We start from the raw sequence: 25,703 nt of genomic DNA on the forward strand, positions 1-25,703 counted from the left end.
AATTTTCTGCTTGCACCCCCGTTCGTTCCTGACTAAATCCCCCCCTCACAGACCCCCGCGGAGAGGTGCCGGAGTGGTCGAACGGGGCGGTCTCGAAAACCGTTGTGGGTGCAAGCCCACCCAGGGTTCGAATCCCTGTCTCTCCGCCATAACTCCAATATCGAAAGCCGTCAGAAAACGTCCTCCGGTCGGATCTGGGTTCTCAGAAAAATTGCAAGTGGTCCGCTGTCAGAAACTGTGGTGGCACAGGTCACCCGGCGTGTTCTTGCCGTGAATTCAATTGCAATCAGCGTAGCCCGGCTCAAACCTCTATTCTGCTGAGAATTCACAGGAATTCCCCTTTGTATATCCGCTACATTTAACGCATCCCGGCGACACATTTTCCAAAGGAGACACACATGTCGCGTATTCTCATCCTCCTCATCATCGCCGCTGTCGGTGTTGGTGGTTACTACTATCTCAACCAGTCCGAACAAACCCCGGCTGAACAAGTGCAATCCGCAACGCAGGAGGCGGGCGATGCAGTGGCTGATGCCGCGTCAACTGCTCAGGAAGCTGCGACTGACGCGCTTGAAGACGCAACAGAACAGGCCAGCGAGGCAGCTTCATCCTTGACCGAACAGGCGCAGGAAGCCGCATCGTCGGTTGCCGATCAAGCTAGCGAGGCAGCTTCGTCTGTCGCGGAGCAAGCATCCGAGGCAGCACAGCAAGCCGGTGATCAGGTGGCGTCGCTGGCGGGTCAGGGACAGGAATTGCTGAGCTCCTGGATTCAGGAAGGCAAGCTGGACCCCACCAATTTCGACTATGAAGGTATCATGACCTCGATTCAGGACAGCACATTGGCCACGGATCTGAAAGAACAGGCGATCAAGATCGTAAATGACATTAAAGAGTCGCCTGAAACCATCGCCTTGAAGATTCAGGAACTGACCGCGCTGTTGACGCAGCAATAACAAAGAAGGGGTCGGTTGCCAGTTCCCGGCCCCTACCCCGCACGCCAATTTTCCAGTCGTGCCCTTACGTTATCGTTTCTCTGAATTGACCCAGTGTGCGGCTTTTGATTGGCTGCGCCGAAAACACATCCTCGCCCCGGGGTCGCCCGTTGGCAATCTCCTGTTTAAGGGGGTGTGCGCATTGAACAAGCCATCTTGAGGATGATCCCATGACTGACCTGCCCCAAACAATGAAAGCTGCCATCCTGAAACACGGCGGGTACTCGGCCACTTCGACCGGACCGGTTATCGAGGATGCGGCCGACTGGCTTGAAGCCACGGAACTGCCCGTTCACAATCCCGGCCCCGGTCAGGTTTTGATCCGCCTGCGCGCGTCGTCGGTCAATCCGTCCGACCTCCACTTCATCAAGGGTGAATACGGCCAGCCGCGCGTCAAAGGTGCGGTGGCCGGATTCGAAGGCTGTGGCGACGTCGTTGCAACCGGAAAAGGTGCCGAGGCTCTGAAGGGACAGCGCGTCGCTTTCGTGGCCGCAGGTTCCGGCGCCTGGGCGGAATACATCGTGACGCAGATGCAAATGTGTATTCCCTTGCGTCCGGATATTTCAGATGATGACGGTGCCGCGCAAATCGTCAACCCTCTCACCGCGATGGCGATGGTGGACATGGCAAGGGAAGACGGTGACGCATTTGTGATATCCGCTGCGTCCAGCCAATTGGGAAAACTGATGTGCAGCCTCGGGCGTGATCTGGGGTTGAAACCCATCGCGCTGGTGCGCCGGGCCGAGACAGTCGATACGCTGAAAAGTCTTGGAGCAGCCGAAGTACTTGTGACTTCCGACCCTGAAATCGTCGAGAAGTTTGCCGCGATAAGCACCACGCTGAAGCCTCGGGTCTTCCTTGATGCGGTGACGGATCAGCTGTCCGAGAATCTGTTCTGCACCATGCCCAACCGGGCGCGCTGGGTTACCTACGGCAAACTTTCGACCGAAGCGCCAACACTTTCTCAGACCGGCCAGCTGATCTTCATGGGGAAACGGATCGAAGGTTTCTGGCTGACGCAATGGATGATGTCGACACCGCCCGCTGACCAGATGCGGGTTGTGGCCGAAGTTCAGGCCCGCTTTGCCGATGATCGCTGGAAAACGGATGTTTCCGAACACCTTACACTCGAAAATCTTGTGTCGAATCTTGCCGATGCGCTGAAAAAGAGTGACGGAAAGGTGATTATCACCCCATAGTAGAACTCACCTGCGTTGCCGGAGGATACACGCGGGCGGAAGAAGACGCTGGAAAACCGGTGGAGGGAGGACAGTGTGGATAATGCGCAGCTGCTGATTAGCGGGCTGGCGAACGGGTGTGTCTACGGCCTGATCGCGCTTGGCTTTGTATTGATCTACAAGGCAACCGAAGCGGTGAACTTTGCGCAGGGCGATTTCATGATGCTGGGAGCATTTGTGACCATTGGCCTGACAAATACCGAATATATGGGATTGCCGTTCTGGCTCGCTCTGCCTGTTTCATTGGGAATCATGGGGGCGCTCGGTTATCTTCTGGATCGCCTGATCATTCGCCGCCTGTTTGGTGAAAGCCAGACCGCCGTTGTCATACTGACCATTGCTTTGGGCTTTGTGATCCGTTTCATTGCCGGTCTGATCTGGGGGCACGAGCCGCAAACACTGCAAAACCCGCTTGCGGGCAAAGAAGTGCGTATGGGCGGTCTTGTACTGGGGATGGAAGATGTCGCGATAATCATCGTCACGGTGCTGCTGACATGGTCGCTCTATGTTTTCTTCAGCCGCACCAAACTGGGGCTGGCGATGCAGGGCGCCTCGCAAAACCAGCTGGCAGCTTATTACATGGGCATTCCCGTCAGGCGTGTTCAAGGATGGGTTTGGGCTTTGGCCGGAGGCGTTGCTGGAATTGCCGGAATTCTCTTTGCTGCAAAAGGTGCTGTGGATCCGACAACCGGATTGCTGGGTATCAAGGCGTTTGCCGCCGCCGTTATCGGCGGGTTCGGCAGTTTGCCGGGGGCATTGGCCGGAGGGCTGATTGTCGGTGTTGTCGAACCCTTCGCCAGCCGGTACATTGCGGCAGGTTACAGCCAGGTCGCGCCATACGCTTTGCTGCTTGCTGTCCTGATCTTCCGACCAAACGGGTTGTTCAGTCAGGTTCGGGTCAAGAAAGTCTGAGCCATGCGGATCGTTTTCAAAACCGACTACATGCAGGATATTCGCCCCTGGAAAGACGGGTTCCAGCTGCGCCTTTATCTACTTCTTCTGTTTGTCGTCGCGGCTGCGCCTTTCGCGCTCGACGATTTCTATCTGGGCGAACTGACAAACGTTCTGATCTGGGCCATCGCCGGGTTGGGTCTGATGATCCTGACCGGACATACAGGGCAAGTCAGTCTGGGCCATGCGGCCTTTCTGGCCTTTGGCTGTTACGCCAACGTGGCCCTGATTGAGGCAGGCGTGCCTTTTCTGGTCGCGTTTCCGCTGGCCGGAATTCTGACCGGGATCGCGGGCGTGACCGTTGCAGTCCCTGCCCTGAGGCTTCACGGTATCTACCTGGCGATCTTTACCATGGCGCTGTCCATCCTGATGGATGACATCATCGTATTGTCCGAGCCGATCACTGGTGGTGTCGCGGGCAAATATATCGGCGGGTTCGATATCTTTGGCCTTACGGTTGACCGCTGGGGGACGCCTGATCTTTTTTACTGGCTGGTTCTGTACGTCACCGTTCTGGTCACGTTGGGATATATAAACCTGCTGCGGGCCCCGCTAGGACGCAGCTTTATCGCCGTGCGCGACTCCGAGGTATCGGCGCAGGCGATGGGTATCGATATCGCGCGAACAAAGATGATTTCATTCGCCCTGTCCTGTGCGGTTACAGGTTGGGCCGGCGCGTTAATGGGGCTGTTTGCCGGTGCGTTTAACAATGAAACCTTCAGCGTCCTGATCTCGATCCAATTGCTGATGATGATCGTTATCGGCGGGCTGGGCTCGATCCACGGCGCGTTTCTGGGCGCGATTGTCATCGGCTTTTTGCCGCAGTTTCTATCGATTTCAAAGGAATATGTCGGCGCGATCTTCGGCGGAAACACCGTTGCCATTCCGGGGCTGGAGTTCGGCATCTTTGGCATGATCCTGATCGGCTTCATCCTTTTTGAACCCATGGGCATCTATGGCCGCTGGCTGAAAATCCGCACCTGGTTCGAACTGTTTCCTTTCTATCGCAAGGACATGTTCAAACGGCAGAAATCCTATCTCAAGACGGAGCGTCTGAGATGAGCTTGCTTGAATTTGAAAACGTTACCTTGAAATTTGGTGGTCTGACGGCCGTGGACAATTTGTCCTTCGAGGTTCAGCAGGGCGAAGTCTTTGCCATAGTCGGGCCGAATGGCGCGGGCAAATCGACGGTCTTCAATCTGATCTCGCGCTTTTACGATCCGTTTTCAGGGTCGATCCGGTTTGATGGTCACGATCTGCTTCAGGCCAAACCATCAGGCGTGGCGGCCTTTGGTGTGGCGCGGACCTTCCAGAACATCGAGCTCTTCGAACACGCAACTGTCCTGCAAAACCTTTTGGTTGGACGGCATCGGCACCGCAAGACGAACCTGATTTCAGAACTCTTGTTCACCCCTGCGGTCCGACGGCAAGAGCTGGAGAACCGGGAAAAAGTCGAACAGATTATCGATTTCCTCGACCTGCAGGCCTATCGCGACAAGTTGATTTCCGGGCTGCCTTACGGCGTGCGCAAAGTGGTCGAAGTTGCACGTGCCCTGGCGACCGATCCCAAGTTGCTGCTGCTGGATGAACCGGCCTCGGGACTCTCAGTGGAAGAGACGACCGATATGCGTTGGTGGATCGACGATATCCGGCGGCAAATGGGCATTACCGTGCTGATGGTCGAACACGACATGGGATTGGTATCGGGCGTGTCCGACCGGGTCCTGGCCATGGCAGATGGGGCAAAGCTGGCCCTCGGGCCACCGGCAGATGTGCAATCGCACCCGGCCGTGATCGAGGCATATCTGGGGAAAGCCTCATGAACGCTCCGATCTTGCAAGTTCGCAATATCGAAAGTTTCTATGGCCCAATCATGGCCATTCGGGGCGTTTCGCTGGATGTTCACGAAGGCAAAATCGTGTCGATCCTTGGCGCAAACGGCGCGGGCAAGACCACATTGATGAAAACCATCTCTGGTGTGATGGACCCGGAAAAGGGAACGATTACCTTTGACGGCGGTGACATCCAGGGCTGGGAGCCGCACAAGGTTGTCCAGCGCGGGGTGGTCCACATCCCGGAAGGGCGCGAAGTTTTTCCACTGCTGACGGTTGATGAAAACCTGAGCCTCGGCGCCTACACCCGCAAAGACAAAGACCAGATCGAACAGGATCGTGAGCTGGTCTTTCGTTATTTTCCGGTTCTGAAAAGCCGTCGGTCGCAAGAGGCCGGAACCCTTTCGGGTGGGCAGCAACAGATGCTGGCCATAGGGCGCGGATTGATGGCCAGACCTCGTATCATGTTGCTGGATGAGCCGTCTTTGGGCCTGTCCCCTCTGCTGGTGCAAGAGATCTTCGGCATTCTCAAGCGCTTGAACGAAGAGCAGAATATGACGATGTTGCTGGTTGAACAGAATGCCAATGCGGCGCTGGAACTGGCGCATCACGGCTATGTCATGGAGGTGGGTCGCATCGTCATGGACGGTGCCGCGGACGCGCTTTTGCAATCCGAGGACATTCAAAGCTTCTATCTTGGAAAACAGGAAGAAGGTGCACGCGAAAGCCGCCGCTGGAAGCGGAAAAAGACGTGGAGGTAAAACGGATGGACGCCACGCCCCTCCCCCCTCAGGTCGTGATAAACGGCGTTCAGTTCAACGCAACAGCGGGTCAGCGACCGGTACGAGTTGATGGCTGCATCACCATTGCCGAGTTGTTCCAAAGCCGATGTGCCGAACTGGGCAGCCGAACGGCGCATCGCGAAAAAGACCTGGGTATCTGGAGATCCTATTCCTGGGCCGATTATTGGCAGCATGCCAAGTGGATCGGGCTGGCCTTGCGCAAGCTGGGGCTGGAACGCGGCGATGTGGTCTCTATCCTGTCCGAAGATCGCAAGGAATGGGCTTGGCTCGACATGGGTATTCAGGGCGTTGGCGGTATCGCTTCCGGCGTCTACACGACGGATTCTGCCAGTCAGTTGCAGTATCTGATCAACGACAGCGGCAGCCGGTTTCTGATTGTCGAGGATGAAGAGCATCTGGACAAGTTTCTGGGAATTGAGACCGAGGTTCCCGATCTGATCAAGGTGATCATCCTCGAGGACGAAGGACTACATGACCTGAACCATCCGCGCTGCATGATGATCGACGAGCTGTTCGCCTTGGGCCACAAGGCCGAGTTGGCCGAGCCCGGGCGCTTCGAAGCGGAAATTGCATTGGCCAAACCGCAGGACACTGCCTTGCTGGTCTATACGTCGGGCACAACCGGTCAGCCGAAAGGCGCAATGCTTAGCCATGAAAATATTCTGGCGGCCATCGAATCCGCGGCACGGGCGCTGCCAGCGCTGCCCAGCGATGAACAGCTGTGTTTCCTGCCTCTGTGTCACATTCTGGAACGTAATGTCTCGGTCTATTTTCCATTGGCGGCCCGCTGCACTGTCAATTTTGCCGAAAGCCCTGAAACTGTTTTTGCAAACCTTCAGGAGGTTTCGCCGACAACCTTCACAGCGGTGCCAAGGGTTTGGGAAAAGATCTACTCACATATCCAGATCCTGACACAGGAAGCCACACCTTTGGGGCGGCTGGCATTCGGCCTGGCATTGAAAACTGGTGCGCGCCGTGCCGGATATTTGAGTGCTGGCCAACCTGTTCCAACCGGCGTCGCCACCAGATTCTGGTTCTGGGATCAGCTGGTTTTGAAAAACCTGCGCCGGATGCTGGGTCTGGACAAACTGCGACGAGGCGGAACAGGTGCCGCCCCAATCTCGACTGATCTGCTGAAATGGTACTGGTCCATCGGCGTGCCGTTGGTGGAAGGGTTCGGGATGACCGAAACTTCGGGCCTTGCCACGCTCAACACCACAGACAGCAATAAGATCGGAACCATAGGCAAAGCCGTCGAAGGCTGCGACATCCGTATCTCGGGCGATGGCGAAATCCAACTGAAGGGCCTGAACATTTTTCAGGGATACTGGCGCAACAACGCGAAAACCGCAGAAACCTTCACCGCCGACGGCTGGCTGCGTACCGGGGATATGGGGACATTAGATAAGGATGGCTATGTCACCATCACGGGCCGCCTGAAGGACATTATCATCACCGCAGGTGGTAAGAACATCACCCCCGCCCAGATCGAAAGCCGCCTTAAGTTCTGTCATTATGTCGCGGATGCAATCATCATCGGGGACAGGCGCAAATTTCTGACGGCACTGATCATGATTGATCAGGAAAATGTCGAAAAATACGCGCAGGGCCATAAAATCCCCTTCTCGAATTTTGCCTCGCTATGCGCAGCACCGGAAATCAGGCAGTTGATCAGTTCGGAAATTGCCGCTGTTAATGCAGAATTTGCGCGGGTCGAGCAGATCAAGGATTTCCGTCTGATTGATGTCCTGCTGACCGCTGAAGACGACGAGCTTACAGCCACGATGAAGCTGAAACGCGGATTGGTAGAAAAGAGACACGGGCATCTGATCGAAGACATGTACACTTGACCAAAAGATTAACGGGAGGAAAGAGATGAAGAAATTATGCAACAGGCTGGCGGCTGCATCACTGCTGACAGCATCGGCAACACTTGGTTGGGCGCAAACACAGGGCGTGACCGATGATGAGATTGTCATTGGTTCGGTCAACGACCTGAGCGGGATATTCGCCGCGGTGGGTGTTCCGGCAACCAAAGGTGCAAATGTTGTCTTTGATCGGGTGAATGCGGCTGGCGGCGTGCACGGGCGCAAAATTCGTTACGTGGTCGAAGACAATGGCTATCAGATGCCGCGAGCCATGCAGGGCTATAACAAACTGCTGAATCGCGACAAGGTATTTGCCATGTTGCAGTCGCTTGGAACGCCGATGAACATGGCAGGGTTCAAGCTGTTGGATCCCAAAGGCATTCCCAACGTGGCGCCTCTTACTGCTGCGCGTCAGATGTTGCAGGAACCTATGCGGAACAAGTTCACCTCCTTCTCGACCTATTTCGATCAGGCGCGTGTCGGTGTGAACTATCTGGCTGGCGAGTTTGGATCAAAGACGGTCTGCACCATGTACCTGCCGACAGATTTTGGTGAGGAAATTCTAGAAGGCAGCAAGGCCGGAGCCGAAGAAGCCGGGATCACTTTTGGATCAGAAACCACCCACAAACCGGATGAGACGGATTTCGTTGGATCGCTGAGCAAGCTCAAGGAAGAGGGTTGCGATGTCGTCACCATGGCGCTTGGGGTGCGGCAGGCGATCACTGTCGTGGGCACCGCTAAGAAAATGGGCCTGACCGATATGAAATTTCTCGGCACCTCGGCCAGTTTCCTGACGGTCGTGGCGCAGGTACCCGGTGGCGTGACTGATGGATTCTACGCGGCAGCTTCGTGGCAGGATCTTTGGGCGCGTGCGGATCAACCTGCTCCGGCCGCATTTATCGAGGAATACAAGGCAGCCACCGGCGAAGATCCGGTCGGATTTGCCATGCTGGGTTATTCGGCGGCTGAGATGATGGTCAAGGCGTTAGAAGCCGCAGGCCCCGATCTGACGCAGGACAGTTTCATCGCAGCGATGGAAACGCTGGATTATCAGGACGATCTGGTCGGCAACCACATCACCTATGGTCCTGAAGACCATCAGGGCGCGGATACTGTGTTCGTCAACGTTGTTGAAAACGGTGCGTGGAAACTCGTTTACGAAGAATGAATCCCTGACCAGCGCAAAGCAAAAGGGCTCGCAAGTGCGAGCCCTTTCTTTTGGGTATTCCCAGCGAATTAACGCTTCGAGAACTGGAACGAACGGCGGGCTTTACGCTTACCGAATTTCTTACGTTCCACAACGCGGCTGTCGCGGGTCAGGAAGCCAGCGGCTTTCAGGGCACCACGCAGGTTCGGATCATAGAGTTGCAGCGCTTTCGAGATGCCATGCTTGACCGCACCGGCCTGACCGGTCAGGCCACCGCCTTTGACGGTTGCAACAACGTCGAATTCACCTTCTACGCCGGCAACCTGGAACGGCTGGCGCAGGATCAGCTGCAGAACGGGGCGTGCAAAATAGACGTCCTGATCTTTGCCGTTCACGGTGACTTTGCCGGAACCCGGCTTGATCCAGACGCGGGCAACAGCGTCTTTACGCTTGCCGGTGGCATAGGAGCGGCCCAGCTCGTCACGTACGGGTTCACGTACGATGACTTCTTCGGCCACGGTTTCAACGCCTGCGACGGCGCTCAGCTCTTCGAGAGTATTGATCTGATCAACCATCGGTCATTAGCTCCGGGTGTTTTTCTTGTTCATGGACTTGACGTCCAGAACTTCGGGGGCCTGGGCCTCGTGCGGGTGCTCGGCACCGGCATAGATACGCAGGTTGGTCATCTGCTGGCGCGACAGGCGGTTGCCTGGCAGCATGCGCTTGACGGCCTGGAAGACCACGCGCTCGGGGTGTGCACCTTCCAGAATCTGCTGTTTGGTGCGCGACTTGATGCCGCCCGGGTGGCCAGTGTGCCAGTAGAAGTTTTCTTCGCGCTTCTTACCAGTCATCTGGATTTTGTCAGCGTTGATCACGATGACATTGTCGCCCATGTCCATGTTCGGAGTAAACGACGCTTTGTGCTTGCCACGCAGGCGCATGGCGACGATCGAGGCAAGACGGCCAAGAACAACGCCTTCGGCGTCGATCAGGATCCACTTCTTGTCGATGTCTGCAGGTGTTGCAGAAAAGGTTTTCATGGCAGGATAGTCCTGTTTGATGTGAAAGACCGCCCCAGCGGAGCGGCCCGAATTCGATGGACGGGTTTTATGAGGTGCCTGCACGCAGGTCAAGCGGCACTTGGCTTATTTATATTCGTAAAAACAACGCGTTACAAAATAGGTATTATTTTACCCCATCTTCAAACGCTGATTTGTTCAGGCGGATTGTCCAATAGAACGCGCAGGCGCTGCATCGCGTCCTCGAACCGTTCAAGCGACACATGACCATTCATGGCGATACGGACCGCGTTCGGCGCGCGCCCATCGCGCAGCGCGAACTCGTCGGCGGATCGGAGTTGTATCCCTTCCCGCTCGGCCGCGCGACTGAATGCAGCCGACCGCCAGCCAGACGGAAGGTTCAGCCAGACAAAGGGAACGTCCGGGGCCCAGTTCAGATCAAACCCACCCAGGGTATTGACGGCAACGCGTAGATAATCCCCCATCCGCGTGCGCACATCCTTGGCGATCTGGCGCGTGCGCGGATCGGACAGCAAATGACGGGTTAACTCCGCCAAGGGTTGGGCCAATCCGAAATATCCGTATTCAGCGGACCGGCGCAAATCCACACTTCTTTCTCTGGGGGCGATAGCAAAACCCACACGCAATGCCGGTGTCAGAATCTTCGAGATTGATGACACATGCCATCCCCGTTCAGGCGCCAGCGCCCGAAAGCTGGGCTCTCGGGCATCGCCCATGCGATAGCAGTCATCTTCAATGATCTGCAAATCAAAGCGACGGGCAATCTCAACGATCTCTTTCCTCCGCTCCAACGGTGTGTGTGCGCCCGTTGGGTTTTGAACTTCTGGCGACACGCAGACGGCCTGCGCTGTCGTGTGGCGCAGAACATGTTCTAACGCTGCCGGATCGACACCCCATCTGTCCATCTTCACACCGACCACTTCCGCGCGCATCAGTTCGCCTGCGCGACGGAACCCGGCATAAGACAGGTCCTCGACCAGAACGACAGGTTTGGGCCCGCGCAGGATCGTCTGAAACACAACGCAAAGCCCGTTCTGGCCACCATGTGTCAACACAATATCATCATGGGTCAGTGGACCCAGCGGAAGATCTGACAACCAGTCCACAACCGCCTGTCGTACGGGCTGGTACGCATCGCGCGTCGGGTAATTCAGAAACAAACCCGGATCGGCTTGCGACACTTTTTTCAAACATTCACGGATCAGGGACACCTGCCCCATATCCGCCAACCTTGGGCTAAACAGGCTTACATTGGCGTTGTACTTGTCGTCGCGAAGATGCAGTTGCCGCGCCCAAACGTCGTCAAGAATGGGCGATTTCGGCGGCGCAACAAATGTACCACGTCCGACTTCGGCTTGTAACAACCCCTCATCTGTCAGGATTGTATAGGCGCGCGCGACTGTACCTGGTGTTATTTGCAGCCGATATGCCAGTTCGCGCACCGGAGGAAGTTTGACACCGACTTCCAAAGATTTGTTATCTATGGCTTTTCGAATTGTGTCAGCAACCAGAGTGTATTTCGGTCCTTTGGATTTCGGCAACGCCTCTGGCCAAATTGTATCCATTACAATTCTTCCTTTGCTTTTGACACAATTTCAAATGTATCAGTCATGTGTACCAAGTACAACTAATTTGTGTCAATACAATTTGAAAGGAATTCCGAGATGACACGCACAATGCACACCCCCGCCCTTCTGCTGCTGACCGACAGCCCCCGGCTGCCTCTGGCCGCCGCACTGGCCGTGCGGTTTGCGGCGGCGGTCACTCAATGGGAACGTCGTCGTCGCAGCCGCATAAATCTTAGTTATCTGGATGACCGCTTGCTCAGAGATGTCGGTTTGACACGCCATGATGCGCGCCGCGAGGTAAAGCGCCATTTTTGGCAGATTTAACTGATCCCCAGTCCCATTATTGGGACCTCTTCCTGGCCGGGGCTTGTCCCCGGTCTTTTTTTATCCGAATTTCGCCGCCGCAGACCCTGCAGGTGGCAGGGAATAGGTCATCGTCGCTCTGGCAACAGGGTCTTCCGCGCCATCGGAATACATCAGCACGTCACCGACGGCCAAAGTCCGGCCCAGTTTGAGCAGGCGACATTTGGCGATCATGTCCGTGTTGCCTTCTGGTTTGCGCAGAAAGTCCAGGGAACTGTTCGTTGTGACCGCCAGGGATTGACGCCCTTTTCGCGCCAGAACCATCGCGTAAACACAAACATCGGCCAGCCCAAACATGGATGGCCCTGAAACCGTCCCCCCCGGCCGCAGATGCTGATCCTGCACAACAAGGCGCATGGTGATTGTATCTTGGGTCAGGTCCTCGACGACAAAGTCTTTATGCACCTGTGGGAAAACCTCCTTAAGGTATTGTGACAGTTCGTCCCGGTTCATTGCCAACGCCATGCTTTCCCTCCTGCTCATACCGACTTAGAGTTGGCCCAACATGGGATCGGAGGGCAAGATGGCAATTCTGGAACGTAACGACACCGGCGCTGTTGCACGGCTAACAATGAACGCCCCAGAGCGGCTGAACGCGCTGAGTGACGAGATGCTGTCGGCGCTTCAGGCTGAACTGGACACGTTGCGTGAAGACACGTCGATCCGGGCAGTGATCCTGGCGGGTCAGGGCAAGGCATTTTGCGCTGGCCACGATCTGAAACAGATGACGGCCGGACGCCAGTCCGAAGATGGTGGCAAAGCTTATTTCAATGACCTGTTTTCGCGCTGCGCGAAGGTGATGATGTCAATCCAGTCCCTGCCCCAGCCCGTCATCGCACAGGTCCACGGCATTGCAACCGCCGCCGGGTGTCAGTTGGTGGCCACCTGTGACATGGCCGTCGCCGCCGAAGACACGCGGTTTGGAGTGAACGGCGTTAATATCGGCTTATTCTGCTCCACCCCAATGGTGGCCCTCAGCCGCAATATCCCCAGAAAGCAGGCATTTGAGATGCTGACAACAGGAGACTTCATATCAGCCGAACGTGCTGCCGATTTGGGTTTGGTCAACCGCGTTGTCCCGATGACGCATCTTGAACAAGAAGCCAATGCGCTTGCAGAACAGGTTGCCTCCAAGCTAGGAGCCGCCGTCAAGATAGGCAAAGAGGCGTTTTATCAACAGCTTCTGATGCCGCTGGATCAGGCCTATGACTATACCGGCGACGTCATGGCGCAGAACATGCTGTACCGGGATACCGAAGAAGGCATTTCAGCCTTTATCGAAAAACGTCCCCCAAATTGGTCCCAATAAAGCAATTGTTTTGCACATTTTTCGCCACTGTTTTGAATTTTGCACTTTTCAAAAGGGCGACTCTGTGGCAAAGCTGGGTCGAGGCCAAGGCCTCAGGACACTTTTGGGTCGCCGTGGGCGGAAGGTCCCTCCAGCTGGTCTCTCTCACCAGCGCTGACAATCCCGCAGCGGCGACCCCAAGACCCCTTTCATAAAATTCGCCAAACTGCTTTGCCTCAGTTGCGCCCGATTGTGGTCTGCCCTATGTGGCATCGCATGACACAAGTTTTGCATATTGTAGGCGGCGGCATGGCCGGGTCAGAAGCTGCCTGGCAAGCTGCTGAAATGGGCGTGGATGTTGTGATTCACGAAATGCGTCCGACCATCGGCACCTTTGCACACCAGACCGGCAACCTGGCGGAAATGGTGTGCTCGAACTCGTTCCGTTCGGATGATGATGAGCAGAACGCAGTGGGCCTGCTGCATTGGGAAATGCGCGCCGCCAATGGGTTGATCATGACAACAGCCGATGAACACCGCTTGCCAGCCGGTGGCGCTCTGGCTGTGGATCGTGACCCGTTTGCAGAAAGTGTGACTGCAAAACTTCGCGCCCATCCGCGCGTGACGGTAACCGACGAAGAAGTAACGACCCTGCCCGACCAAGGTCAGTGGGTCTTTGCGACCGGTCCCCTGACGTCGTCCGCGCTGGGTCAGGCCATCCAGGCCGAGACAGGGTCTGACGCACTTGCCTTTTTCGACGCCATCGCACCGATCGTCTATGCCGAGAGCATCGACATGAGCAAAGCGTGGATGCAATCACGCTACGACAAGGGCGAGACTGAAGAAGAGCGGACAGCCTATCTGAACTGTCCGATGGACCGGGATCAGTACGAAGCCTTCATAGATGCGCTTCTGGCAGCAGATAAAACCGAATTTCACGAAGGAGAGACAGCAGGTTACTTTGACGGCTGTCTACCCATCGAGGTTATGGCCGAACGCGGTCGCGAAACGCTGCGCCATGGTCCGATGAAACCGGTCGGGCTGACCAACCCGCATGAGCCCAATGTGAAACCGCATGCAGTGGTGCAGCTGCGCCGTGATAACGCGTTGGGCACCTTGTTCAACATCGTGGGTTTCCAGACCAAGATGAAGTATGGCGCCCAGACCGACGTGTTCCGAATGATCCCGGGTTTGGAAAATGCCAGCTTTGCCCGGTTGGGCGGCATCCACCGCAACACGTTCATCAACTCTCCCACGCTTTTGGATTCGCAAATGCGGTTGAAATCCAAACCCAACATCCGGTTTGCCGGACAGATCACGGGCGTCGAAGGCTATGTAGAAAGCGCCGCGATGGGGTTGCTGGCTGGTCGGCTTGCCGCTGCTCAGATTTTGGGGCGTGACCTGCCAACCGTTCCGCAAGACAGCGCAATGGGTGCTTTGATCCATCACATTACGGGCGGTGCCGAGGCCAAGACCTTTCAGCCGATGAACGTGAATTTCGGCCTGTTTCGCCCCGTGGATGGTCTGAAAGGCGGTCGTCGGGGTCGTAAAGACCGGTACAAGGCCTATACCGACCGGGCCAAAGCTGAATGGAGTACCTGGTTGGAACATTGCTGACTGGACGCGTAATGCGGTCTCGGCCTAGCATGCTGGAATGAACGACACGTTTCTGAACAGCACATACAACCTCAGCACGCCTGAAGCGACTGAAGCGCACTATCAGAACTGGGCTGCGACCTATGAAAAGGAAGTTGGTGAACACGGTTACGCCACGCCGGGCCGTGTAGCAGCGGCTTTGTGGTCGTTCGCGCCAAGGCCGCAGACCCCAATTCTGGATTATGGCTGCGGCACCGGGTTGTCGGGGCTTGCCCTGCGCGCTGTTGGTTTTGAGGTCATCGACGGGATGGACCCAACAGAGAACATGCTTCAGGAAGCCGCCAGCAAAGGCGTTTATCGAACTCTGACCGGATTCGATATCGCCAAGCCCGCTCCGTTGAAGCGTGGGGAATACACGATGATCACTGCCATAGGAGTGATCGGAAAAGGTGCTGCCCCGCCCGAGACACTGGATCTGCTGATGCACGCACTGCCCAAGGGTGGTTTGCTTGGCTTTTCGCTGAACGATCATGCGTTGGCGGACTATAAATTCACCTGCCGTCTGACGGATTGGGTCGACATGGGGGCCGCACGTTTGTTATTTCGCGAACACGGCCCCCACCTGCCCGGTATCAACCTTAACTCTGACGTGTATGTATTAGAAAAAGCGTGACTCTCGTAACGCGCTTTGCGCCATCCCCAACAGGCCCCCTTCACCTTGGGCACGCATATTCTGCGTTGGTTGCCAGCGATCGTGCTGCTTCTGAAAACGGCCGGTTCTTGCTGCGAATTGAGGATATCGATCAATCCCGCTCGCGGCAGCTATGGGAGGATCAGATATACAGCGACCTCAGATGGTTGGGGCTGACATGGCCGGAACCAGTGATGCGCCAATCGGATCGTATGGGCGTTTACCAAAAGGCGCTGGATCAGCTATGGGCGCAGGGTCTTTTGTATCCATGCACGTGTAATCGCAAAGATATCGCCGCTGCAACCAGTGCGCCGCAGGAAGGCGCGCCGATGCTTGGACCCGATGGGCTTGTTTACCCCGGAACCTGTCAAAAAAGGTTTGCTGGCAAAGATTTATCGAAACTTCCTCGTCCAACTCAGGATCCGTTGCGATTGGACGTGGTCAAGGCGTGTCAGGCGGTCCGCAACCCCGACAGGTATCGGTTTCTTGAGCTGGGTTCGGGTCCGGGCGGCGAAACCGGCATTATCACTTTCACGCCTGATGAGTTGATAACCACCATAGGTGATGTTGTTCTGTCCCGCCGTGACATGGGGACGTCGTATCATTTGTCCGTCGTTCTTGACGATGCTGCTCAGGGCGTAACACAGGTGGTTCGAGGACGGGACCTGTTTGACGCGACCCGCATCCACGTTCTTTTGCAGGCGTTACTGAACCTGCCGACACCTGAGTATTTCCACCATGATCTGATCCGCGATGGTGCAGGCAAACGGCTGGCCAAACGCGACGATGCCCGCGCGATTTCAAAATACCGGGCCGAAGGAGCCAGCCCCGACGACATTCGCCGAATGGTTGGGCTTTGACCCCTACTCCATTGGCGCCATCAGTTCAGTTTCGATCCCATCCCGAACGGCGGTAAAAAAACAGGTTCGTCGGTTAGTATGGCAGGCTGCACCGGTTTGACGGACCAGAACCAATAGGCAGTCCCGGTCGCAATCGATCCGGAAATCCACCAATTCCTGCACATGGCCCGAGGTTTCGCCCTTGATCCAGAAGGCCTGCCGCGAGCGCGACCAATAGGTTACCCGCCCGGTTTCAAGGGTCTTCTCAACCGACTGCACATTCATCCAGGCCATCATCAGAACTTCGCCTGATGTTTCATCCTGCACAATCGCCGGGATCAGACCCGCCTCATTAAATCTCAAGGTAGAGGGATCAAACACGACTGGGTCAGACATCTTAAAAACCTTTTGCAACCGGTGGGCTGGCCACTATGTATGGGTAACACACGACGAGGGAAAGCCATGAGCGGCGAGAACGACCTGATTAAGCTGTACTCCGGGCGCATTCTGGCGCTGGCTGCGGATATTCCGTATCTTGAACGACTGGAAGATCCCGATGCAACTGTTAAGAAACGCTCGCCTTTATGCGGATCGACTGTAACTGTCGACATCAAGGTTCGCGACGGTCAGATCAGTGCCTTTGGTCAGGACGTCAAGGCCTGTGCTTTGGGGCAAGCGTCCGCCTCGGTCGTCGGAGATGCAATAATTGGCGCGTCGCGGGCGCAGGTCGAAGCTGCGCGCGACCAGTTGGCGGCCATGCTCAAGACTGGTGGCCCCGCACCTGATGCGCCGTTTGACGGCCTTGAAGTGCTTATGCCCGCACGGGATTATAAGAACCGCCACGCGTCGATCCTGCTGGTTCTGGATGCCGCGGCTGAGGCTATGGCGCAGGCTGAACAGGCAAACTGCGCCTGATTATAGCTATTTGGCGTAAAGCCGTTTACCCTCTGCCCAGATTTCAGGAGGGATGGGTTTGAATAATTTGCTCGAGCATTTCGTGACGCTTTGGGTCGTTATCGACCCGATTGGAACAATTCCCGTTTTCATTGCCGTTACGGCCGGATTGGACGCGACAGGCCGACGGCGGACAGCGCTGTTAGCAGCCGTGATAAGTGCTGCCGTATTGCTGTTCTTCCTAGTATTTGGTCAGGTGCTGATTGAAGCGCTGGATATCGGGCTGAATTCGTTTCAAGTCGCTGGCGGCATTATCCTGTTTCTTTTTGCCCTGACGATGATCTTTGGTGAGAGCAAACAAGAGGTTGAACAAAGGCAAGCCGAAGAAGATCGTGAAGACGCGTATCACCAGCAGAACCCCGCGATCTTCCCGCTTGCCGTGCCTTCACTGGCATCCCCCGGCGTAATGCTGGCAATCGTTATCCTGACAGACAACCACCGCTACAGTATTGCAGATCAGGGTATCACAGCGCTTGTCATGCTTTCTGTATTGCTGGTTGCGTTTGTGCTGATGCTATTGGCCGAGCCCATCATTCGGCTGATCGGTCATTCAGGCGCGGCCATCATCAGCCGTGTCATGGGCATGATCTTGGCCTCGGTTGCTGCCAACTCAGTCCTGTCCGCGCTGTTGGAAATCTTCAAAACCGGCCAGTTGTAAAAAAAAGCCGCCGCGCTTTCCGGGCGAAAGGGCGGCGGCAGGTATTGCGTGTCTCGCGTGGGGTCCGGTGTACCGCGCGGGGCCGAGGCATGGCCCCTCAAGGGGTTTGGGACAGGCAGGTCACCCTTGACTGAAATGGGGATGACAGCGCGGATATTTCGGCACGAGATCGCAGGCAGAAAGGCTTAGAAACCAACCGGCAGGTGAAGGGCCACCATCAGCATCACGACCAAAGACACCACGCCAACGGCATCCTGCAGGATAGTCGATTGCGCGCGGCAGAAAGCGGTCTTGATCTGGGTCAGCATAGGGTCACCTCCGGTCAGAGTTTTAATCCTTTGTTGACCTTTTGTTCTCATATTTCCAAGCGCAGGTAAAGAACTTTTTGAGAACATTTGTGAACTTTAGGGAACGTTGCAGCTAACCCACTGAAATCAAACGGATCGCCTGATCCTGTTTCATCAGCCAAAGCAGAACACGCGCGGCCTGTCCCCTGACCGAGGTCAGCTTGGGATCGGTCGTCAGCAACGCCCGCGCATCGGATTGGGCGACTGCCATCAATCCTGCCTGACGTTCCAGGTCCGCGATATGGAATTTTGGCAACCCGGATTGCGCAGTCCCGATCAGATCGCCCGCGCCTCGCATCTCAAGGTCAGTTTCCGAGATTCGGAAGCCATCCTCTGTCTCGCGCAGAACCTCCAGCCGCTTGCGCCCTCCCTCGCTGAGCGGTGATTGATACATCAGCAAACAGGTGGATTCCGCATCCCCGCGCCCAACGCGCCCCCGCAACTGGTGTAATTGTGCCAGCCCAAAAATCTCGGCCCGTTCAATGACCATGATCGTTGCGTTGGGTACGTTCACGCCGACCTCGATTACCGTCGTGGCAACAAGGACCTTTGTTTGCCCGGTCTGAAACGCGCTCATCGCGGCATCTTTGTCGGCGGGCGGCATCTGTCCATGAACCAGCCCCACAACACCCTCGCCCAAAATGGCCCTCAAGCGTTTGAAGCGTTCCTCGGCCGCTGTCAGGTCCGAAACTTCGGATTCGTCGACCAGTGGGCACACCCAGTAACACTGTCGCCCCTCATCAATCGCACGCCGCAGGTGGGCGATGACTTCGTCCATACGCTGTGTGCTGACAATTGCCGTTTTGATCGGTTTTCGCCCCGGAGGTTTTTCATCCAACACCGAAACATCCATATCGCCATATTGCGCCAGCGCCAGACTGCGCGGGATGGGGGTGGCAGTCATTACCAGAACATCGGCCCCCTTGCCTTTTTCCGACAATTCCATTCTCTGCCGCACGCCAAACCGGTGCTGTTCGTCGACGATGGCCAATCTCAGCGCCTTGAATTCAACATCGCTTTGAAACACTGCATGTGTGCCAACCAGAATGTGAATATCGCCTTGTTTAAGCGCCTCAAGCTTGGCGCGCCGCTCCGCGCCCTTGTCACGACCGGTGAGCAGTTCCAGAACCACTCCGGCCTGCTCGGCCAGGGGGCGCAACCCTTCCAGATGCTGGCGTGCCAGAATTTCAGTCGGGGCCATCATCACGCCCTGCCCGCCAGCCTCAACCGCGATCAGAAGGGCCATGAAGGCCACCAGCGTCTTACCGGCGCCGACGTCGCCCTGTAACAGCCGGTTCATTCGGGCGTCTGACGCCATATCAGCCGAAATCTCATCAATAGAGCGCGTTTGTGCACCAGTCGGGCGATATGGAAGGCTTGCCAGCACTTTCGATTGCAGTGCCCCGGTTCCAACGCTGACGATCCCCCGCGACTTGCGCTCTCGCTGCCGGGCCAGAGCGAGCGTCAGCTGATGCGCAAACAATTCGTCATACGCCAATCTCTGACGCGCAGGGGCAAACGGCGCGACATCATCAGCGCCACGCGGGTTGTGACCGGCGTGAATGGCCGCCGACCAGTTCGGCCAGTTTTGCTGTGACACCTGCGCCGGATCGATCCATTCCTCTAGCTTGGGAGCGCGTGCCAATGCGCTGCGGCTGGCCTTGAATGCTGTTTTCTGGGTCAGCCCTTGCGTCAGGTGGTAAACCGGTTCGAATTCCGGGATATCTCCGGCTTGTTCAACGGGCAGCATGTGATCCGGATGCACCATCTGTGCCATGCCGTCGAACAGTTCCAACTTGCCGGAAACCACGCGGCGTGATCCTTGCGGCAACACTTTCTTCAGATACTCACCACGTGCGTGGAAAAAGACCAGCTGGAAATCGGCCTGACTGTCTTCGACATGAACGCGGTAGGCCCCCCCTTTGTTGCGGGGCGGTCTGTGCGGGCCAACTGTCACTTCCACGGTCAGAGTGGCCGGCAGGTCCACCCCTTGAATTGTATCCCGCCTGCGCCGATCCACCACGGCATAAGGCAGGCTGAACAGTACATCGCGCGGGGATTCCACCCCGGTCTGCGCCATTGCCTGCGCCGTCTTGGGGCCGACACCATCCAACGTTTCCAGCCCCGCGAATAGTGGGAAAAGCTGTTCGGGCCGTCCGCTCATGCGCCTTCTATCAGCTGAAGCCAGCCATCCTCGTCCAAAGTTTCGATCCCAAGTTCCGCCGCCTTTTTCGCCTTTGATCCGGCCCCGGGACCGGCGATCAGAATATCGGTTTTTTTGCTGACAGAACCGGAAACCTTCGCGCCCAACGCCTCGGCCCGCGCTTTGGCTTCGGCGCGGGTCATCTTTTCCAGCGTTCCGGTGAACACTACGGTTTTACCCGCGACCGGACTGTCCGAGGCTGGCGCGTCGGGGGCGATAACCGTCAATTCGCTGCGCAGCGTGTCGAAAGCCCGTCGTTCCTCTTCATTGGCAAATGCGTCCGACAGCGAAAGGCCAAGCGTTGCGCCAATACCGTCGATGCCGATCAGCTCTGTCCAGGCGGCATTGGCATCTGCACCGACATTGGCATCCGCGATGGCTGCGTCCCGCACTTCTTTCACGCGCGCGCGACGCCCTTCAAGCTGGGCCGCCGCACGCTCGGCATCTTCCGCCTCATCCGCCCGCCTTTGGGCCAGCGCAGCCGGGCGTGCAGTGTCCAACGCGAGCGCCATTGCATCCCAGTCGCGGTAAAAAAGTGCCAGATCACGCGCGCCCACTTCACCAACATGACGAATGCCCAGTGCGAACAACAAGCGCGCAAAGGGAATCTTCCGTTTTTCATCAATGGCTTCGAACAGGTTCCTGGCGGATGTTTCGCCCCACCCGTCCCGGTTTTTCAACCGCGTCAGACTAGCTGAGTCCCGCTGTTCCAGCGTGAAGATATCAGCTGGCGCATTGATCGGAAGGGTTGGATCACCATAGAACATTTCAATCTGTTTTGCACCCAGCCCTTCTATATCAAATGCTTTGCGCGACACGAAATGTTTCAGCTTTTCAACGGCCTGCGCAGGACAGATCAGGCCGCCGGTGCACCGTCGAACCGCGTCGCCTTCTTCGCGGATCGCATCGCTCTCGCATTCGGGGCAATGTGTCGGAAAGGCAAAGGGGCGTGCATCGGCGGGGCGTTTGGACAAGTCGACATCCGACAGTTTGGGGATCACGTCGCCCGCGCGATAGACCTGAACCCAATCGCCCACTCGGATATCTTTTCCATCACGGATCGTGCCGCCTTTGGCATCGCGCCCGGCGATGTAATCTTCGTTGTGCAATGTGGCATTGGAAACTACCACCCCGCCAACCGTTACAGGATGCAACCGTGCTACGGGGCTGAGCGCCCCTGTGCGACCAACCTGAATGTCGATCGCCTCCAATCTGGTCCAGGCCAGTTCGGCTGGGAACTTATGTGCGATTGCCCATCTTGGCGTCGTTGAGCGGAAACCCAAACGCGCCTGCAACGACAGATCGTTTACCTTGTAGACAACCCCATCGATATCATACCCCAAGGTCGCACGCTGCGCTTCGATATCTCGGTAATGAGCGATCATGTCCTCAGTCGTGGTATATAGCCGGGTCAAGGGATTCGTGGGGAACCCAAGGGCCGCAAGACGCTCAATCGCTCCCATCTGGGTATCCGCCAAAGGCTCTGACAGTTCACCCCAGGCATAGGAGAAAAAGCGCAGCGGGCGGGATCGGGTGATTTCCGAATCCAGCTGACGCAGTGACCCTGCCGCCGCATTGCGCGGGTTGGCAAAGGATTTGCCCCCCCGTTCAGCCTGCCGCTTATTCAACGCCTCGAAATCAGAGTGAGACATGTAAATCTCGCCCCGGACTTCAAGAATTTCGGGCGCGTTTTCAATCAGCTGTGGAATATCAGAGACGGTGCACGCGTTGGCCGTTACGTTCTCGCCAACTTCACCGTCGCCCCGTGTCGCGGCCTGAACCAGCTGTCCGTTCTCATATCGCAAGGACAAAGACAGGCCGTCGATCTTGGGTTCAGCTGTGAAAGCCAGTGGCGCGCCTGCATCAAGGCCCAGATATTTGCGAATCGAGGTGTCGAAATCGGCAATGTCCCCATCGTCGAACGCGTTGCCCAGTGACATCATTCGGACGGCATGAGTAACTTTCGAAAACCCGTCCGCCGGTTTGGCCCCGACTTGCTCTGTCGGACTGTCAGCACGTTTCAAGTGGGGGAAACGCGCCTCGATCTCGGCGTTTCTGCGTTTGAGGGCATCATAGTCCGCATCCGACAACTCGGGCGCATCTTCTGCGTGATACAGAGTGTTGGCTCGCGACAGGATGTCCGCCAACCGCGCCAGTTCGGCACGCGCCTCATCATCCGTCAGGTCTGATATGGGAATGGAATTGCTCATGGCCTCGCCCTGTCACGCGTTCTTGGACCTCAGTGATAGGGCGAGGTCATGGCCAGGTCCAGATGTGCTGAGCCGTGAGTGCAACGTGCCGCCCTGGACTACCAGCGACACAAACGGTTCAAATCAGAGGCCGACCGCCATTCGCGTCTCGTCCAGAGTGTTGCTTTGCGGATCGCGCAACACGTAACCCCGGCCCCATACGGTTTCGATATAATTCTCGCCACCCGTTGCGTTGCTAAGCTTTTTGCGCAGTTTGCAGATGAAGACGTCGATGATCTTCAACTCGGGTTCATCCATGCCGCCGTATAAGTGGTTCAGAAACATTTCCTTGGTCAGAGTCGTGCCCTTACGCAAGCTGAGCAATTCCAGCATCTGGTACTCTTTTCCTGTCAGGTGCACGGTTTTTCCGTCCACCTCAATGGTCTTGGCGTCCAGATTTACAGCCACGCGACCAGTGTGGATGATGGACTGCGAATGCCCTTTCGACCGGCGGATGATGGCATGAATGCGAGCCACCAGTTCTTCGCGATGGAAGGGTTTGGTCAGATAGTCATCCGCGCCAAACCCGAAACCTTTGATCTTGCTGTCCGTATCATCTGCGCCCGACAGGATCAGGATAGGTGTTTCCACCCGGGCAATCCGCAACTGGCGCAACACTTCATGCCCGTTCATGTCCGGCAGGTTCAGGTCCAGCAAGATCAGGTCGTAATCGTAGAGCTTTGCCAGATCGATACCTTCTTCGCCAAGATCCGTTGCATAAACGTTTAGGTTCGCATGCGTCAGCATCAGTTCGATGCTTTTAGACGTGGTCGGATCATCCTCGACAAGAAGTATACGCATTTTCACTGCTCCAATTCGGGTCAATAATTCCAATTAAAATCAAACCTGACCAAGAATGGTTAATCTGACGTTACCGTTGAATCATTTATTCCCGCTCGCCTTAAGGTTGTAGATACTTTTTTAAGGCCGTGGCTTTCAAAGCCTCGACACCGTGTTCCGCGACTAGGGAAACCCAGCCGTTGAATTCTTCGTCGCTGATGCCGTATTTCTGTTTTGCCTCAGACAGGCTGATCAGCCCGTAAAGCACCCCACGCACGACCAGAATCTTGCGTGAGGCCACCCACCGCCTTGTGCTTGTTGGCGGCAGATCGGCGCGCGTCAGTATGGACCCGTCCGGCAGAGAAACAGACCTTGGCCCTTCCACTTTGTGCAAATACATCGCTTTACCCTTTTTGCTGCATCAAAGCTGGCACCAGCCTACTTAAGGTCGTATGAAACCGCCTCTTGAGAGTGTGTAGAATTTTCCTATATTCTGCCGGTCTTTCTTAACCCGGACAGGAACCGCCAATGGCCCTCGACACCGAGACCCCGCTGAACTCGCTTGGCTTTGCCAAACCACCGTCGGAAACGCGGGTGGTTGTGGCCATGTCAGGGGGCGTCGATAGCTCTGTCGTCGCGGCCTACTTGGCCGATCAGGGCTATGATGTGGTGGGGGTGACACTGCAACTCTATGACCATGGCGCGGCTCTGGCCAAGAAAGGGGCGTGTTGTGCCGGGATCGATATCCACGATGCGCGCCGTGTGGCGGAAGAGCGCGGGTTTCCCCACTATGTTCTGGACTATGAAAACATCTTCAAAGACGCGGTGATCGATGAGTTTGCGGAAAGCTATCTGGCGGGCGCAACACCCGTCCCCTGCATTCGCTGCAACGAGCGGGTAAAATTCAAGGACCTTCTGGAAACCGCCAAGGATCTTGAGGCCGACTGTATGGCCACCGGGCACTATATCCAGCGCAAAATGGGGCCAGACGGCCCGGAACTGCACAGCGCCGAAGATGCCAACCGGGACCAATCCTATTTCCTGTTTTCGACAACGCCGGAACAGCTTGATTTCCTGCGCTTCCCGCTTGGTCACCTGCCGTCAAAAGACGCGACCCGCGAAATGGCGGCTCAATATGGGTTGTCTGTGGCGGACAAGCCAGACAGTCAGGACATCTGCTTTGTGCCCGACGGCAACTATGCCAGCGTCATAGAAAAGCTGCGCCCCGGTGCTGCGGAGCCGGGCGAGATTGTTCATGCCGATGGCCGCGTACTGGCGCAGCATAACGGGGTGATCCATTACACGATCGGCCAAAGGCGCGGCTTGGGCATCGGCGGCCTGAGCGAGCCGCTTTATGTGGTCAAGCTGGACGTGGACAAGAAACAGGTCGTCGTCGGTCCCAAAGAGATGCTAGCAACGCGTGTCGTTCCCGTGCGTGAGATCAACTGGCTGGGCGATGAACCCTTCACATCGCGCGAAGAATGGCACCTTTCAGTCAAGGTCCGTTCGACCCGCCCCCCGCGCGAGGCCATTATTCGACCGCTGTCCGACACCACTGCCGAAGTTGAATTGCTGACACCCGAAGAAGGCATCTCGCCCGGTCAGGCCTGCGTCTTCTATGCCTCAGAAGGCAGCCGCATCTTTGGCGGCGGCTGGATCTGGCGTGGGTACTAGGCTGAAACGGGTTCAACCTCGGGTTCGATCTGGATCTGAAGCGCATCGTTGAACCGGTTGAATGCACCGCACAATGCGATGCGCCAGGTTAACTCGACAATCTGGGCATCGCTGAACCAGTCCCGCAGGCCGGAAACCTCGGCGTCGCGCATACGGCCTGATCGTGTCGTTACAGCCTCGGCGTATCGCACGACGGCCTTGTCGCACGCGTCCAGTTCGGGGTGGTTGTCGACATCTAGCAAACGCGCAGCGCCTTCGGGGCTGAGACCTGCAACCGTCAACAGCGGAGTATGATGCGAGACGCAGTAGTCACAGGCGTTCAATTTGGAAACCGTCAACATGGCCAGTTCCAGCGCACGACGCGGCAAGGTCTGCTGTTCCCGCAACGCCGTCAACATGCCCGCGATATGTTCCAGAACCGGTGGACAATGTGCGGCGACCCGGGCCCAATTGTCGAACGGGCCATAAGCACCCAAAACCGCATGTGACACGCGTGTCTCGTCTGCCATCTCGGCGTCCGCCAAAGGGGGGATGCGGGTCATGATTAAATCTCCTTTTCCGCTAGGATATCTTAAGTCCGCTCCGCAGCAACAGACGCTCGCGGATCACAAACCCGAGACGG

Annotated in this window: 27 protein-coding genes and 1 tRNA gene; 17 read left to right on the forward strand and 11 right to left on the reverse strand. The window is 56.6% G+C overall.

The features are described 5' to 3' along the window. The first annotated feature begins 59 nt into the window (after positions 1–59). The 9 genes from I9188_RS02995 to I9188_RS03035 all read left to right on the forward strand — a co-directional run bounded on the left by I9188_RS02995 (position 60) and on the right by I9188_RS03035 (position 8,852). Positions 60–149: transfer RNA gene (locus I9188_RS02995), tRNA-Ser, on the forward strand. 249 nt (positions 150–398) lie between these two features. Next, entirely contained in the window at positions 399–953 is a 555-nt protein-coding gene (locus I9188_RS03000) for a hypothetical protein (RefSeq protein ID WP_209503951.1), read from the forward strand. 209 nt (positions 954–1,162) lie between these two features. Then, a complete protein-coding gene (locus I9188_RS03005; protein ID WP_209599558.1) occupies positions 1,163–2,191 on the forward strand; it encodes an alcohol dehydrogenase catalytic domain-containing protein in 1,029 nt (342 codons plus the stop codon). A 75-nt stretch (positions 2,192–2,266) separates the two neighbouring features. Then, on the forward strand, positions 2,267–3,142 hold the full coding sequence (locus I9188_RS03010; protein ID WP_209503953.1) for a branched-chain amino acid ABC transporter permease: 876 nt from the start codon (positions 2,267–2,269) through the stop codon (positions 3,140–3,142). Positions 3,143–3,145: 3 nt separating this feature from the next. Next, the gene (locus I9188_RS03015; protein ID WP_209503954.1) at positions 3,146–4,243 is read left to right on the forward strand and encodes a branched-chain amino acid ABC transporter permease; all 1,098 of its coding nucleotides are present in this window, start codon (positions 3,146–3,148) and stop codon (positions 4,241–4,243) included. Continuing rightward, on the forward strand, positions 4,240–5,004 hold the full coding sequence (locus I9188_RS03020) for an ABC transporter ATP-binding protein (protein WP_209503955.1): 765 nt from the start codon (positions 4,240–4,242) through the stop codon (positions 5,002–5,004). Before I9188_RS03015 ends, I9188_RS03020 begins: the two co-directional genes overlap by 4 nt. Next, entirely contained in the window at positions 5,001–5,774 is a 774-nt protein-coding gene (locus I9188_RS03025) for an ABC transporter ATP-binding protein (protein ID WP_209503956.1), read from the forward strand. The genes I9188_RS03020 and I9188_RS03025 overlap by 4 nt, the downstream gene beginning before the upstream one ends. A gap of 5 nt (positions 5,775–5,779) precedes the next feature. Continuing rightward, a complete protein-coding gene (locus tag I9188_RS03030) occupies positions 5,780–7,666 on the forward strand; it encodes a long-chain fatty acid--CoA ligase (protein WP_209503957.1) in 1,887 nt (628 codons plus the stop codon). Between the two features lie 25 nt (positions 7,667–7,691). Next, the gene (locus I9188_RS03035) at positions 7,692–8,852 is read left to right on the forward strand and encodes an ABC transporter substrate-binding protein (protein WP_209503958.1); all 1,161 of its coding nucleotides are present in this window, start codon (positions 7,692–7,694) and stop codon (positions 8,850–8,852) included. Between the two features lie 68 nt (positions 8,853–8,920). On the opposite strand, the gene rpsI is transcribed toward I9188_RS03035, so the two are convergent. From rpsI to I9188_RS03050, 3 genes are all read right to left on the reverse strand, one after another. Next, on the reverse strand, positions 8,921–9,406 hold the full coding sequence (rpsI, locus tag I9188_RS03040; RefSeq protein WP_209503959.1) for a 30S ribosomal protein S9: 486 nt from the start codon (positions 9,404–9,406) through the stop codon (positions 8,921–8,923). A 6-nt stretch (positions 9,407–9,412) separates the two neighbouring features. Next, complete coding sequence (gene rplM / locus I9188_RS03045) at positions 9,413–9,871, reverse strand: 50S ribosomal protein L13 (protein ID WP_209503960.1); 459 nt, start codon at positions 9,869–9,871, stop codon at positions 9,413–9,415. A 161-nt stretch (positions 9,872–10,032) separates the two neighbouring features. Then, positions 10,033–11,436 carry a PLP-dependent aminotransferase family protein gene (locus tag I9188_RS03050; protein ID WP_209503961.1) on the reverse strand — a complete coding sequence of 468 codons (1,404 nt, stop codon included), beginning with the start codon at positions 11,434–11,436 and terminating at the stop codon, positions 10,033–10,035. A 99-nt stretch (positions 11,437–11,535) separates the two neighbouring features. Between I9188_RS03050 and I9188_RS03055 the strand changes: the two genes are divergently transcribed. Next, a complete protein-coding gene (locus tag I9188_RS03055) occupies positions 11,536–11,763 on the forward strand; it encodes a DUF1127 domain-containing protein (RefSeq protein WP_209503962.1) in 228 nt (75 codons plus the stop codon). A gap of 60 nt (positions 11,764–11,823) precedes the next feature. On the opposite strand, the gene I9188_RS03060 is transcribed toward I9188_RS03055, so the two are convergent. Then, positions 11,824–12,267: a PaaI family thioesterase gene (locus tag I9188_RS03060; RefSeq protein WP_209503963.1), complete on the reverse strand. Its 444-nt coding sequence runs from the start codon at positions 12,265–12,267 to the stop codon at positions 11,824–11,826. Positions 12,268–12,325: 58 nt separating this feature from the next. Here I9188_RS03060 and I9188_RS03065 point away from each other — a divergent pair, with 58 nt between their 5' ends. The 4 genes from I9188_RS03065 to gluQRS all read left to right on the forward strand — a co-directional run bounded on the left by I9188_RS03065 (position 12,326) and on the right by gluQRS (position 16,237). Then, positions 12,326–13,111: an enoyl-CoA hydratase gene (locus tag I9188_RS03065; protein WP_209503964.1), complete on the forward strand. Its 786-nt coding sequence runs from the start codon at positions 12,326–12,328 to the stop codon at positions 13,109–13,111. 255 nt (positions 13,112–13,366) lie between these two features. Beyond that, positions 13,367–14,707: a methylenetetrahydrofolate--tRNA-(uracil(54)-C(5))-methyltransferase (FADH(2)-oxidizing) TrmFO gene (trmFO, locus tag I9188_RS03070; RefSeq protein ID WP_209503965.1), complete on the forward strand. Its 1,341-nt coding sequence runs from the start codon at positions 13,367–13,369 to the stop codon at positions 14,705–14,707. A gap of 37 nt (positions 14,708–14,744) precedes the next feature. Further along, a complete protein-coding gene (locus I9188_RS03075; RefSeq protein WP_209503966.1) occupies positions 14,745–15,359 on the forward strand; it encodes a methyltransferase domain-containing protein in 615 nt (204 codons plus the stop codon). Beyond that, the gene (gene gluQRS / locus I9188_RS03080) at positions 15,356–16,237 is read left to right on the forward strand and encodes a tRNA glutamyl-Q(34) synthetase GluQRS (protein WP_209503967.1); all 882 of its coding nucleotides are present in this window, start codon (positions 15,356–15,358) and stop codon (positions 16,235–16,237) included. Before I9188_RS03075 ends, gluQRS begins: the two co-directional genes overlap by 4 nt. A gap of 3 nt (positions 16,238–16,240) precedes the next feature. Here the strand turns inward: gluQRS and hisI are convergent, their stop codons facing one another. Continuing rightward, a complete protein-coding gene (gene hisI, locus I9188_RS03085) occupies positions 16,241–16,630 on the reverse strand; it encodes a phosphoribosyl-AMP cyclohydrolase (RefSeq protein ID WP_209503968.1) in 390 nt (129 codons plus the stop codon). A 48-nt stretch (positions 16,631–16,678) separates the two neighbouring features. Between hisI and I9188_RS03090 the strand changes: the two genes are divergently transcribed. Further along, on the forward strand, positions 16,679–17,131 hold the full coding sequence (locus tag I9188_RS03090) for an iron-sulfur cluster assembly scaffold protein (RefSeq protein WP_209503969.1): 453 nt from the start codon (positions 16,679–16,681) through the stop codon (positions 17,129–17,131). Between the two features lie 58 nt (positions 17,132–17,189). Next, entirely contained in the window at positions 17,190–17,828 is a 639-nt protein-coding gene (locus I9188_RS03095; protein ID WP_209599559.1) for a MarC family protein, read from the forward strand. A gap of 185 nt (positions 17,829–18,013) precedes the next feature. On the opposite strand, the gene I9188_RS20355 is transcribed toward I9188_RS03095, so the two are convergent. The 5 genes from I9188_RS20355 to I9188_RS03115 form a co-directional block, all read right to left on the reverse strand. Continuing rightward, positions 18,014–18,136 (reverse strand): hypothetical protein, encoded by a 123-nt coding sequence (locus I9188_RS20355; protein WP_280922355.1) that lies wholly within the window; start codon positions 18,134–18,136, stop codon positions 18,014–18,016. Positions 18,137–18,248: 112 nt separating this feature from the next. Next, entirely contained in the window at positions 18,249–20,339 is a 2,091-nt protein-coding gene (gene recG / locus I9188_RS03100) for an ATP-dependent DNA helicase RecG (protein ID WP_209503971.1), read from the reverse strand. Continuing rightward, the gene (ligA, locus tag I9188_RS03105; protein ID WP_209503972.1) at positions 20,336–22,588 is read right to left on the reverse strand and encodes an NAD-dependent DNA ligase LigA; all 2,253 of its coding nucleotides are present in this window, start codon (positions 22,586–22,588) and stop codon (positions 20,336–20,338) included. Before ligA ends, recG begins: the two co-directional genes overlap by 4 nt. Positions 22,589–22,711: 123 nt before the next feature. Further along, positions 22,712–23,428 carry a response regulator transcription factor CtrA gene (locus I9188_RS03110; protein WP_209503973.1) on the reverse strand — a complete coding sequence of 239 codons (717 nt, stop codon included), beginning with the start codon at positions 23,426–23,428 and terminating at the stop codon, positions 22,712–22,714. A gap of 100 nt (positions 23,429–23,528) precedes the next feature. Further along, positions 23,529–23,807, reverse strand: a complete 279-nt coding sequence (locus I9188_RS03115) for a DUF1153 domain-containing protein (protein ID WP_209503974.1) — start codon at positions 23,805–23,807, stop codon at positions 23,529–23,531. A gap of 128 nt (positions 23,808–23,935) precedes the next feature. Between I9188_RS03115 and mnmA the strand changes: the two genes are divergently transcribed. Next, positions 23,936–25,081 carry a tRNA 2-thiouridine(34) synthase MnmA gene (gene mnmA, locus I9188_RS03120; RefSeq protein WP_209503975.1) on the forward strand — a complete coding sequence of 382 codons (1,146 nt, stop codon included), beginning with the start codon at positions 23,936–23,938 and terminating at the stop codon, positions 25,079–25,081. Here mnmA and I9188_RS03125 read toward each other — a convergent pair. After that, positions 25,078–25,623 (reverse strand): carboxymuconolactone decarboxylase family protein, encoded by a 546-nt coding sequence (locus I9188_RS03125; RefSeq protein ID WP_209503976.1) that lies wholly within the window; start codon positions 25,621–25,623, stop codon positions 25,078–25,080. The two genes, mnmA and I9188_RS03125, sit on opposite strands and share 4 nt — an antisense overlap. Between the last annotated feature and the right edge of the window lie 80 nt (positions 25,624–25,703).

Source organism: Ruegeria sp. HKCCSA071 (genome assembly GCF_017872555.1).
Classification (GTDB): domain Bacteria; phylum Pseudomonadota; class Alphaproteobacteria; order Rhodobacterales; family Rhodobacteraceae; genus Ruegeria.